The following is an 11920-nucleotide window of genomic DNA, read 5'->3' as shown; positions in this document are numbered from 1 at the left end:
GGCGGCGGTCAGGCCGTCGGAGTGTCGACCCGGTAAAGGTCCAGGAGTCGATACCTGAGGCCGTCGAGACGGTGACCCAGGACCGCAGCGACGCGCTTCAACATCTCGTATCCGAGTTCGTGGTCCTCCTCGCATTTGCCGCGCAGGCATCCGCCATCGAACACGATGGCGCGCGTCGGCTTCGTCGCGCGCGCGTCGAATCGCCAGCGATACGGCGGTATCAACCACGACCAACCCAAGACGTCGCCGGTTTCCAAAGTCTCGATCGTCATGGCGCCACGGCCGGGTGCAAAGACTTCGAGGGTGACTTGCCCCTCTCGGATGAGATAGAAGTTGCTCGCATCTTCGCCTTCTCTGACGACAAGATCGCCGGCGTCGAAACGCATGTTCGCCGCACACCCCACCGCCATTTGGAGATAACGCGGATCCAAGTCGGCGAAAAATGGATGGCCGGCCAAGACGCCTTCAAGCGTGCGCATCGCATTGCCCTTACCCGATACTCGCCGCCGCGCTCAGCGCCTGCGCCGCGCCGACAGCACTGACACGACGCTATCCAGCGGCCGCACCCGACGGGGCGTTTTCGACGCGCAGCTCTGACACGGTGCGCACGGCACGCAAGACGCACCTGCCCCGCCATAGACTCTGGCCCATGGCCGCCCCCACAAGCCTCACGCATTGGGGTGCGTTCACCGCGGGCATCGAAGCCGGCGACATCGCCTCCGTCACACCGTTGGACGGCGATGCCGATCCGTCGCCGCTGCTTGGCAACCTGCCCGGTTCCATTCGGCACCGCTCGCGCATCGCCACCCCGGCGGTCCGGCGCGGCTGGTTGGACGACGGGCCCGGGCCGACGACGCGGCGCGGTTCCGACGAGTTCGTTGCCGTCTCGTGGGACGACCTCACTGAGCTGCTGGCGGCCGAGCTGCGGCGCGTCATCGACACTCACGGCAATGAAGCCATCTACGGCGGCTCATACGGCTGGGCCAGCGCGGGCCGATTTCACCACGCGCAGAGCCAGGTGCACAGATTCCTCAAAATGCTTGGCGGATATACGTTTTCGCGTCACTCTTACAGCCTTGGCGCCACCGGCGTGATCATGCCGCGAGTCGTCGGCACGCACGACGACCTGTTCAAACGGTCCACCGAGTGGGACGTCATCGTCGAACACACCGATCTGCTCGTCTGCTTCGGCGGACTGGCGTTGAAGAACACCGCCATCAATCACGGTGGAACGACGGCACATCCGGCACGCGACTCGCTGCGCCGGTTCCGCGAACGCGGCGGCCGCATCGTCTCGTTCTCGCCTCTGCGCGACGACGTGGAGGGCGACTGCGAGTGGCACGCGGCGATACCCGGCACCGACGTGGCGATCATGCTGGCGCTCGCGCACGTGCTGGCCACCGAATCGCTGGCGGACCGAGAGTTCCTGAGCACCTACTGCACCGGGTACGAGCGCTTCGAGGGCTACCTTCTCGGGGTTGACGACGGTGTGCCCAAGTCGCCGCAATGGGCGGCGGAGATCTGCGGGCTACCCGCCGAGGACCTCGTCGCGCTGGCACGGCGGATGGCGGACAACCGCACGATCGTGACGGTCAGCTGGTCGCTGCAGCGGATCCGGCACGGCGAGCAGGCCCCGTGGATGGGAATCACGCTGGCGGCCATGCTGGGCCAGATAGGCCTTCCCGGAGGCGGTTTCGGGCACGGCTACGGCTCGATGAACGAGCCTGGGCTCGCTCCGCTGCGATTCCGGTTGCCAAAGCTCCCGCAGGGACCCAACCCGGTCAAGACGTTCATCCCTGTCGCGGCTGTCAGCGACATGCTGCTGCACCCGGGCGAGGAATTCGACTACAACGGCCGGCGGCTGACCTACCCCGACATCAAGCTGGTGTACTGGGCGGGGGGCAACCCCTTTCACCACCACCAGAACATTCCCCGCTTACGCCGGGCGCTCGGCCGCGTGGACACGATCGTCGTGCACGACCCGTACTGGACCGCAATGGCCAAACACGCCGACATCGTGGTGCCATCGACCACCTCGTTCGAGCGCGACGACTACTCGGGATCCCGCAACGATCCCATGCTTATGGCCATGCCCAAGCTCACGGAGCCCTACGCCCAATCCCGCGACGACTACACGACATTCGCGGCGCTGGCCGACACGCTCGGCTTTCGCGATCAGTTCACGGAGGGCCGCAGCGCGCGGCAGTGGCTGGCCCACCTATACGAAAAGTGGGCTGCCGGTCTGGATTTCGCGGTGCCCACATTCGACGAGTTCTGGCGGCGGGGCAAGCTGCGGCTGCCCGTCGAGCATGGACTCACGCTGCTGGCGGACTTTCGAGCCGATCCGCAAACTCATCGGCTGACGACGCCGAGCGGGCGCATCGAGATCTTCTCTGACGACATCGACGGCTTCGGTTACGGCGATTGCGCAGGCCACCCGAAGTGGTATGAGCCGTCGGAATGGCTGCGGGGTGAGCGCGCGCAGCGCTATCCGTTGCACCTGCTGGCCAACCAGCCGGCCTCGCGGCTTCATGGCCAACTCGACGGTGGGGCTGCCAGCCAGGCTTCGAAAGTGCAAGGGCGCGAGCCGATCCGGATGCATCCGGACGATGCGGAGTGCCGTGGCGTGGCCGACGGCGACGTGGTGCGGGTGTTCAACGACCGTGGCGCATGCCTGGCCGGCGTGGTGATCGATGATCGTCTGCGGCGCGATGTCGTGCAGCTGGCGACAGGTGCGTGGTTCGATCCGGCCGACCCCGCCGATCCAGATGCGATGTGCGTGCATGGGAACCCGAACGTGCTGACCGACGACGTGGGCACGTCGTCGCTGGCGCACGGCTGCACTGGTGCGCACGTCCTCGTCCAGGTGGAGAAATTCACCGGCACCCTGCCGCCGGTACGGGCGCACGAGCCGCCGGTGATCGTCGAGTCGTGACGGAGTCGTTGACGGTCCAAGAGCGTGGGCAGACACTCACGTTCACGTTCGACGACATGTTGCGGTTCCACGCCGGCAATTCGCCCGGCGGCGTCGCGATGGCGTTCAAGGTCATGCAGCGCGCATTCGGTGTGCTCTCCCCCACTGTGCCGCCGCAGCGCCGGTCCGTCAGCGTGCGCACCGCATTCCGCGGTCCTGGCGCGCGTGACGGCTTCGAGGCGGTGACGGGTGCAGTCTCAGACGGCCGCTATACCGTCGACCGTTCACTGGTCCGACCCGACCTCGGCCGGCTGCGGGAGGACTTCGTGTTCGTCGTCGGCATCGCAGACCGCACCGCGACGCTGTCGCTGCGCGACGGCTTCGTCACCGACGAGTTCGTCGACCTCGCCCGTGCGGAGAACCGCACGGAACACCAAGAACGGCGGCTCGACGAGCTGAAAGCGCAACTCGCTCAACAGGTGATGGCTGCTGCGGCTGCCGACGTCTACAACGTCGACTGACTAGAACGTCGCGAACTCGCGAAGGCTGGCCGCCAATGGAATCGGCACCCTCGCCTTGATCCTGGTGCCGTCCGCAGTGTGTTCGGTGGCGTCGACGCGACCGTCGGCGTGTACCCGGTTGACGAGATCGCCGCGGTCGTACGGGATCGTCACGTCGACCGTGGTGTCGGTGGGCGTGATCAGCTCCGCCATCCGGTGCTGCAACCGGTCGAGTCCGTCTCCGGTGTGCGCTGAGACGAAGACGGCGTCGGGCAGGGCCCGGCGCAGCTGCGCCAGTGCCAGATCGCCTGCGGCGTCGATCTTGTTGACGACCAACAACTCCGGCGGGTGCCTGCCGTCGTGTTCGGCGATCACGTCGTTGATCACCTGCCGGACCGCGTTGATCTGCGCCAGCGGGTTGACGTCTGAGCCGTCGACCACGTGCACGAGCAAGTCGGCATCCACCACCTCTTCGAGCGTGGAGCGAAACGCCTCGACGAGCTGGGTCGGCAGATGGCGGACGAACCCGACGGTGTCGGTCATCACGAAGGGCCTGCCGTCGTCGAATTCCCCACGGCGCGTGGTGGGTTCGAGGGTCGCGAACAACGCGTTCTCCACGAGGACACCCGCCCCCGTCAGCGCATTGAGCAGGCTGGACTTGCCGGCGTTGGTGTAGCCGACGATCGCGATCGACGGCACGTCGCTGGCCAGGCGTCGGCTGCGTTGCGTGTCGCGGACCTGCTTCATCGCGCGAATATCGCGGCGCAGCTTGGACATTCGCTCGCGGATACGGCGCCGGTCGGTCTCGATCTTGGTCTCGCCCGGGCCGCGCAGACCCACACCGCCACCGCTGCCGCCCGCGCGTCCGCCGGCCTGCCGCGACATCGACTCACCCCAGCCGCGCAGCCGGGGAAGCATGTATTCCATCTGCGCCAGCGCGACCTGCGCCTTGCCTTCCCTGCTGGTGGCGTGCTGGGCGAAGATGTCGAGGATCAGCGCGGTGCGGTCGACGACTTTGACCTTGACCGCCTTCTCCAACGCCGTCAGCTGCGCGGGGCTGAGTTCGCCGTCGCAGATCACCGTGTCGGCGCCGGTGGCCAGCACGATCTCCCGAAGCTCCTGAGCTTTACCCGAGCCGATGTACGTCGACGTGTCGGGCTTGTCGCGGCGCTGAATCAGCCCCTCGAGCACTTCGGAGCCTGCCGTTTCGGCGAGCGCGGCGAGTTCGGCCATGCTGGCCTCCGCGTCGCGGGCGCTGCCTTCGGTCCATACGCCCACCAGCACCACGCGCTCCAGTCGCAGCTGGCGGTACTCGACCTCCGAGACGTCGGCGAGTTCGGTCGACAAACCGGCCACGCGGCGAAGCGCCGTGCGGTCTTCGAGGGCGAGCTCGCCCGCGCTGGGCGTGTCGTTGACGGGAAAATCGGGATGAGTCATAAGCGATTACAGATTTGCACGGCTACAGCGGCTCGTGCACCCGAATTAACGCTGCGCAGCACGCCACCATTCCTCGGATAGCTCGCCGTGCGCCACCAGAACCGACGGCCCACGCAGATAACTGGTCGCGTCGGTGATGGTGACTGTGACCTCTCCTCCAGGGATGCGCACGTCCAGCGTGCCTGTCGTCGTGCCGGCGAACGCCAGCGCCGCGACCGCGGCGGCAACGGTTCCTGTGCCGCAGGATCGGGTTTCGCCAACACCCCGTTCATGTACCCGCATCGACACCGCGTCATCCACCGGCGCCGTCAGCACCTCGACATTCACACCTTCGGGAAACTGCGTGCGGTCGAACGTCACCGGCGACGCGACGTCCAGAGCCGCCAATTCGTCGGCGGTCAGATCGGGGTCCACGCAGGCCAGATGCGGGTTGCCCACGTCGATCGCCAGGCCCGCGAACGGCCGGCCACCGACGATTGCCTCACCCGTGCCGAGCTGATTGGTCTTGCCCATCTCCACGGTGACGTCGGCCGTGGTGGCGTCCCAGCTATGCAGCACGACGGGCCGCGGCCCCGCCAGCGAGCCGACGACGAACTCGTCGCGGCTCTCCAATCCGCTGGCCCTCAGGTAGTGGGCGAACACGCGAACGCCGTTGCCGCACATCTGCGCAACCGACCCGTCGGCGTTGCGGTAGTCCATGTACCAGTCGCCGGGCGCAACCCCCTCGGGCAGCCTGTCGAGCACGCCCGCCGTCATCGCGGTGGCCGCCGTCGTCACACGGAGCACGCCGTCGGCGCCCAACCCGCGGCGCCGGTCGCACAACGCCGCCACCGCGTCCGGTGTCAACGCCAGAGCGGCATCAGGGTCGGGCAGCAGCACGAAGTCGTTCTGCGTTCCGTGGCCCTTGGCGAACATCACCTGTTCAGGATACGTGTCGCCATACCCGCAGCGTGTGCTCGACGTTGTCGGACGCCGCGCCGTCGAGCCAGGTGACGCGGTGATCGCGGCGGAACCACGACCGCTGCCTGCGCACGTAGCGGCGCGTGCCGTAGAACGTCGGCTCGCGAGCGGCCGTGCCGTCCCCGCCGTCGTCGAGGTCCGCGATCACCTGCGCGTAGCCCAGCGCCCGCGACGCCGTCACACCGTCGCGCAGGCCTCTGCCCAATAGCGTCTTCACCTCGTCGACGAGCCCGTCTGCGAACATCTTGTCGGTGCGTTGCGCCAGCCGCTCGTCGAGATCGGCTGTCTCCCAATCCAATCCGATGATCGCGGTGTCCCACCGGGGCTTGCCGATTTGCGGGGCCGAAGCAGCGAACGGACGTCCGGTCAGCTCGACCACCTCGAGCGCGCGCACGATGCGGCGGCCGTCGGTGGGCAGGATCGACGATGCCGCGTCGGCGTCTACACGCGCCAGTTCGCGGTGCAGCTCGCCGACGCCGACGGCTGCGAGTCGTTGTTCGTATTTCGCCCGCACCTGCGGGTCGGTGGCGGGGAACGACCATTCGTCGAGCAGCGACTGGATGTAGAGCATTGACCCGCCGACCACGACCGGCACCGCCCCGCGTGCGGCGATGGCCTCGATGTCGGCGGCGGCGGCCTGCTGATAGCGGGCGACGGACGCGGTCTCGGTCACCTCGAGCACGTCGAGCTGGTGATGCGGGATGCCGCGGCGCTCGGCCACAGACAGCTTGGCGGTACCGATGTCCATGCCGCGATAGAGCTGCATCGCGTCGGCGTTCACGATCTCTCCGCCGACCCGCTCGGCCACCGCCAGAGCCAGCGCCGACTTTCCGGTGCCGGTCGGCCCGATGACCGCGATGGGCCGCGTCATGGCCGCCAGACGCCGGCGAAGTAACCGACGCCGTAAGGCGCGCCGCGGTAGAGCTCCTTGGCCTCCCGCGGTCCCGCTTCTGCGAGCCCTGCCAGTACTTGATAAGCCACCCGCCCAACGACCGTGTCCGGCAGCCGGGTCAGCGCCGCGGCATCACCTGCGGCCAGTGCGTCGTCGAGCGCGGCTTGCACCGGTATGGAGTCCGGGTCATATCCGCCGGGCGCCGGCGGGGTCAGCGTGTTGGCGCCGTCGGCCACGATGAGCACGCCGACGGGGTCGGCCGCCTCGTCGATCTCGGCTCGCAACCGTCGTCCGTGGGCCAGCGCAGTGTCGACGTCGTGGTCCCCTGCGTATACCCGAACCTCTACGCGCGCTTCGGGTTTCGATCGTCCGCGGATCCAGCCGGCGATCAGGGCGCAAAGCGGCAACTCGTCCGGCGCATCACCCGCACCGGGCGACAAGGCGACGTGCACGTCAACGCCATAGCCACCGAAAGTCCCGACCCGCTCCGGACCCAGCACCGCGTCGTTTCGCCCGACGCCGACGGCCACCCAACGATCCGGCAGCGACGCCGCCGCTGCGAGCACCGCATCGTGAAGGTCGGCCAGCTCGGCGGCCGCGCCGGAGGCCAGCTCGGACACGATGACCGGTGCCGACGGGACGATCGCGATGGCGCTCAGCACGCCACCAAACTAGTGGCTCACGCCGGTTGCTTGGCGGTCGCGGCCTCGCCGCGGGCCAGCGCGGCCGTCGCAACCACCATCACCGCCACGGCGATGATCAGGGTGAACCAGCCCGCGTCGCCGGGCCGCAACGCCTCACCGAGCACGACGATGCCCAACACCGAACCGACCACTGGCTCGGTCACCGTCATCGTCGGCAGCGACGCGGTCAGCGATCCCGCACGGAACGACGACTGCTGCCACGCCGTGCCCGCGATCGCCACCAGCACCCAGGCGTACAGCTCGGGGGTGCGGAGCAGCTCCCAGATCCCGTCGTCGAGCCGGTCCACGACGCCTTTGGTCAGCACCGCGAACAGACCCCACAGCGAGCCAGACACGATCGCCAGCAGAACGGCACTGACGGGTCCTGACCAGATCCGCGCGCCGATGATGCAGAGCACCATCGCGGGTCCCAGCACCGCGATCACCGCCGCCCATGTCTCCAGCGACGCCCGGCTGTGGCCGGCGGTCGGGTTGCCGACGGTGACGATCACCGCGACGGACGCCGCCAGCAGCGCGGCCCACGTCCATTCCCACCGGGTCACCCGGTGATGGGTCATGCGCGCGTTGATCGGCAGCGCGAACAGCAACGACGTGACCAGCAGCGCCTGCACCAACAGCACCGAACCAAACCCCAGCGCCGCCGCCTGCAGCGCGAATCCGGCGGCCGAGACCAGGCTGCCAAGCCACCACTGGCGGTCGCGCAGCAGCCGCATGAACAGGGCGACGTGACTGACCGGTTCGTCGGTGACCTCGTGGGCCGACCGCTGGTGCATGACGTCGCCGATCGCGATGAAGAAGGCGGCGCCGACGGCGAATAGGGCGGCGATATCCGCCTTGTCCATCGGCAGCCTCCCGTCGCTGTTGGCAAGAGCCTAGGCAATGCATCGCCGAAGGCGTGGGCGCAAGGCGCTGCGACCTGTTTGAATAGCGGTCGAGCTATCAGGCGCCGCGTCGCGCGGCAGGTGCGCGGATTCCCGCGCGGAGGGTTACGAGGAACGGATATGACGACCAGCGAACCGGGTGGACGCCCCACCCCCAAACCCGCTCCCCGGCCCGGCCCGCCGCGCCCCGTCCCCCATCCCGGTCCTCCCACACCGACCATTGCCGCGCCGCCCTCGAGCGACCCACACCGCTACGGCCGCGTCGATCCCGACGGCACCGTGTGGCTGATCACCGGTTCCGGCGAGCGCGTCATCGGAAACTGGCAGGCCGGCGACACCGAAGCCGCGTTCGAGCACTTCGGGCGGCGCTTCGACGACCTGCACACCGAGGTCGCCCTGATGGAGACGCGCCTGGAGTCGGGCACCGGCGATGCCCGCAAGATCAAGTCGGCGGCAGCAGCGTTGGCGGAAACCCTGCCCGAGGCACACGTACTGGGTGATGTCGACGCGCTCGCCGCCAGACTGACAGCGATCGTCGAACACGCCGATGAGGCCGCTCAGGCGGAGAAGGCCAAACGCGAGGAGTATCGAGCGGCCCAGACCACGCGCAAGGAAGCTCTGGCGGCCGAGGCCGAAGAGCTCGCCACGAATTCGACGCAGTGGAAGGTGGCGGGCGATCGGCTGCGGGAGATCCTCGACGAATGGCGAACGATCAGTGGGCTCGACCGCAAGACCGACGACGCGCTGTGGAAGCGGTATTCGGCGGCCCGCGAGACCTTCAATAGGCGTCGCGGTTCGCACTTCGCCGAACTCGACCGCGAGCGCGCCGGCGCCAGGCAAGCCAAGGAGACGCTGTGCGAACGCGCCGAGGAGCTGGCCGACTCGACCGACTGGGGAGCCACCGGCGCGGCCTTCCGTGACCTGCTGACGCAGTGGAAGGCGGCTGGCCGCGCCGCCAAGGACGTCGACGACGTGTTGTGGCAGCGGTTCAAGGCGGCACAGGACAAGTTCTTCGGCGCCCGCAACGCGGCCACCGCCGAACGTGACGCCGAGTTCCGCGCGAACGCCGACGCGAAGGAGGCCTTGCTCGCCGAGGCGGAAAGGCTCGATACCTCCGACCTGGAGGCGGCGCGGGCCGCGTTGCGCGGGATCGGCGAGCGCTGGGACGCGATCGGCAAGGTCCCGCGCGAGCGTGCGGCGGATTTGGAGCGGCGGCTGCGGGCGGTGGAGAAGAAGGTCCGCGACGCGCCGTCCGGCGGTGTCGATCCCGAGGCGCAGGCTCGAGCCGACCAATTCCGCGCTCGCGCAGAGCAATTCGAGCGCCAGGCGGAAAAGGCCGAGGCCGCGGGGCGGACAAAGGATGCCGAGGAAGCACGGGCGAACGCCGAACAGTGGCGCCAGTGGGCCGAAGCGGCGGCCGACGCGCTGGGCAAGCGCTAACCCTTTTCGGGCCCCTGCTCGTCGTCGTCCTCGATGCTGTCCAAAAGGCCCTTCTTCTGGCGCTCGGCGATCACCCGGCGGCGCTCCTCCTCGGCGGCGAGCTGCAGTGCTGTGCGGGCCCATACCGCACGGGCCCAGTTGATGGTCAGCACGATCACCGCCAGCCAGGCGATGATCAGCCCGATTCCCGGCCCGGGGTGATGTTCTGGCGCGGTCTGCCGCGACCACACCGCCAGCAATCCGACAAAAGATGCCACCGTCGACCCGGCCAGTGCGATCCATGCCATGGCCCAGCGCCGCGTCAGCAGCGCGACCATCGAGAACCCGACGCCGAACACGAGGACCAGCCAGGTGAACACGCGCGACGGCAACGCGATGCCGTTGTCGATGGCGGTGTCGTCGCCGACGAGCACGTCCCAGCCTCTGGCAGCGCCGGTGTGCGGCAGGATGAACGTCAGCAGCAGCACGAAAACACAGACGGCGATCACCAAAGCCCGTGCGCCCGGGTCGATTTCACGCGCGATGCGACGTTCGGCGGCCTCGATGTCGCCCTTGAACTCTTCGAAGTCTCCGTTGCCGTTGTTTCCGGCGCTCACCGGTCACATCCGGTAGAGATCGGTTGCGCGGCCGGCACGCCGACGCCCGGCATGCCCAGACCGATGCCAGTGCGTGGCTTCTGGCCTGTCGCATGCGCGTCGCCTGCTCTGGTGCGCCGGTGAGTGTGCAATTCGCCGTCGGCGATCAGGTGGTGCGGCGCGGCCCCGGTGACCGTGGTGGTGACGATGTCGCCGGGCCGGATGTCACGCCCTGCCGGGTTGAAGTGCACCAGCCGGCCGTCGCGTGCCCGTCCGGACATGCGGGCGGTGGCCGCGTCCTTGCGGCCTTCGCCCGTGGCCACCAGCAGCTCGACGGTGCGCCCGATCTGCGCGGCGTTCTCCTCAAGCGAAATGCGTTCCTGAAGGTCGATCAGTCGCTGATAGCGTTCGGCCACAACGGCTTTCGGTATCTGTTCGTCCAACTCGGCGGCCGGGGTGCCGGGACGTCTGGAGTATTGGAACGTGAACGCGCTGGCGAACCGCGCCTGTGCCACTACGTCCAATGTCGCCTGGAAGTCGTCTTCGGTCTCCCCGGGGAAGCCGACGATGAGATCGGTGGTAATCGCGGCGTGCGGGATGGCTTTGCGCACACGGTCGATGATGCCGAGGTACTTCTCCGCGCGGTATGAGCGGCGCATCGCGCGCAGGATGCGGTCGGAGCCCGACTGCAGCGGCATGTGCAATGACGGGCAGACGTTCGGGGTTTCGGCCATCGCCTCGATGACGTCGTCGGTGAACTCGGCCGGATGGGGCGAGGTGAACCGCACGCGCTCGAGGCCGTCGATGCGCCCGCACGCGCGCAGCAGCTTGGCGAAGGCGCCCCGGTCGCGCGGCTGATCCGCCCATGTCGTCGGGTCCTCGCGCAAGCGCTCGTCCGTGGCAAACGACACCCCGTATGCGTTGACGTTCTGGCCCAGCAGGGTGACCTCGAGGACCCCCTGGTCGACGAGCGAGGCCACCTCGGCCAGAACATCACCTGGCCTGCGGTCGACCTCCTTGCCGCGCAGCGCGGGAACGATGCAGAACGTGCAGGTGTTGTTACAGCCGACGGAAATCGAAACCCATGCGGCATAAGCGGATTCACGCGCCGCGGGCAGTGCGGACGGGAATTCCTGCAGCGCCTCGACGATTTCGACCGCAGCGGCCTGGTTGTGGCGGGCGCGGTCGAGCAGCGTCGGCAACGAACCGATGTTGTGTGTCCCGAATACGACGTCGACCCACGGCGCCTTCTTGAGCACTGCCTCGCGATCCTTTTGCGCCAGGCAGCCACCAACGGCGATCTGCATCCCTGGGTCGGACTGCTTGCGCGGGGCGAGGTGGCTGAGATTGCCGTACAACTTGTTGTCGGCGTTCTCCCGGACCGCGCAGGTGTTGAACACGACGACGTCGGCATCGGTTCCGTCGGCTGCCCGTTCGTATCCGGCGGCTTCCAGCAACCCGGCCAGCCGTTCGGAGTCATGCACATTCATCTGGCAGCCGTAGGTGCGGACCTGATAGGTGCGCGGCTGCTGGCGAACGGAGCTGGTTCCGTTCGCCTGCTGCGTCACCATTGAAGTCACGGCACCATGGTACGGAGGGGCCGCCGCGGTGATCTGA

At 68.2% G+C, this 11920-nt stretch carries 11 protein-coding genes; 3 read left to right on the top strand and 8 right to left on the bottom strand.

All coding sequences use genetic code 11. The annotated features are described in order from the left end of the window. Nucleotides 1–8 precede the first annotated feature (8 nt). Nucleotides 9–479, bottom strand: a complete 471-nt coding sequence (locus ACWW36_RS20140; protein ID WP_456137739.1) for a cyclic nucleotide-binding domain-containing protein — start codon at nt 477–479, stop codon at nt 9–11. Nucleotides 480–649: 170 nt separating this feature from the next. Here ACWW36_RS20140 and ACWW36_RS20135 point away from each other — a divergent pair, with 170 nt between their 5' ends. Together ACWW36_RS20135 and ACWW36_RS20130 are read left to right on the top strand one after the other, a co-directional pair. Next, on the top strand, nt 650–2935 hold the full coding sequence (locus tag ACWW36_RS20135; RefSeq protein WP_456137738.1) for a molybdopterin guanine dinucleotide-containing S/N-oxide reductase: 2286 nt from the start codon (nt 650–652) through the stop codon (nt 2933–2935). After that, the gene (locus ACWW36_RS20130; protein ID WP_456137737.1) at nt 2932–3435 is read left to right on the top strand and encodes a hypothetical protein; all 504 of its coding nucleotides are present in this window, start codon (nt 2932–2934) and stop codon (nt 3433–3435) included. Before ACWW36_RS20135 ends, ACWW36_RS20130 begins: the two co-directional genes overlap by 4 nt. Here the strand turns inward: ACWW36_RS20130 and hflX are convergent, their stop codons facing one another. The 5 genes from hflX to ACWW36_RS20105 are packed head-to-tail and all read right to left on the bottom strand — an operon-like array spanning nt 3436 to nt 8249. Then, nucleotides 3436–4851 (bottom strand): GTPase HflX, encoded by a 1416-nt coding sequence (gene hflX / locus ACWW36_RS20125; protein ID WP_456137736.1) that lies wholly within the window; start codon nt 4849–4851, stop codon nt 3436–3438. It lies immediately after the preceding gene. A 45-nt stretch (nt 4852–4896) separates the two neighbouring features. Further along, the gene (gene dapF / locus ACWW36_RS20120) at nt 4897–5769 is read right to left on the bottom strand and encodes a diaminopimelate epimerase (RefSeq protein WP_456137735.1); all 873 of its coding nucleotides are present in this window, start codon (nt 5767–5769) and stop codon (nt 4897–4899) included. A gap of 4 nt (nt 5770–5773) precedes the next feature. Further along, a complete protein-coding gene (miaA, locus tag ACWW36_RS20115; protein WP_456137734.1) occupies nt 5774–6682 on the bottom strand; it encodes a tRNA (adenosine(37)-N6)-dimethylallyltransferase MiaA in 909 nt (302 codons plus the stop codon). Further along, nucleotides 6679–7365 (bottom strand): hypothetical protein, encoded by a 687-nt coding sequence (locus ACWW36_RS20110; RefSeq protein ID WP_456137733.1) that lies wholly within the window; start codon nt 7363–7365, stop codon nt 6679–6681. The genes miaA and ACWW36_RS20110 overlap by 4 nt, the downstream gene beginning before the upstream one ends. A gap of 17 nt (nt 7366–7382) precedes the next feature. Beyond that, a complete protein-coding gene (locus tag ACWW36_RS20105) occupies nt 7383–8249 on the bottom strand; it encodes a DMT family transporter (protein WP_456137732.1) in 867 nt (288 codons plus the stop codon). Nucleotides 8250–8408: 159 nt separating this feature from the next. Between ACWW36_RS20105 and ACWW36_RS20100 the strand changes: the two genes are divergently transcribed. Next, nucleotides 8409–9728: a DUF349 domain-containing protein gene (locus tag ACWW36_RS20100; protein ID WP_456137731.1), complete on the top strand. Its 1320-nt coding sequence runs from the start codon at nt 8409–8411 to the stop codon at nt 9726–9728. On the opposite strand, the gene ACWW36_RS20095 is transcribed toward ACWW36_RS20100, so the two are convergent. Together ACWW36_RS20095 and miaB are read right to left on the bottom strand one after the other, a co-directional pair. After that, nucleotides 9725–10324, bottom strand: a complete 600-nt coding sequence (locus ACWW36_RS20095; protein ID WP_456137730.1) for an Rv2732c family membrane protein — start codon at nt 10322–10324, stop codon at nt 9725–9727. The two genes, ACWW36_RS20100 and ACWW36_RS20095, sit on opposite strands and share 4 nt — an antisense overlap. After that, on the bottom strand, nt 10321–11874 hold the full coding sequence (miaB, locus tag ACWW36_RS20090; RefSeq protein WP_456142563.1) for a tRNA (N6-isopentenyl adenosine(37)-C2)-methylthiotransferase MiaB: 1554 nt from the start codon (nt 11872–11874) through the stop codon (nt 10321–10323). The genes ACWW36_RS20095 and miaB overlap by 4 nt, the downstream gene beginning before the upstream one ends. Between the last annotated feature and the right edge of the window lie 46 nt (nt 11875–11920).

Source organism: Mycobacterium sp. MMS18-G62 (assembly GCF_053877835.1).
Note: the sequence above shows the minus strand (reverse complement) of the source record. Positions and strands in the feature narration are given on the sequence as shown.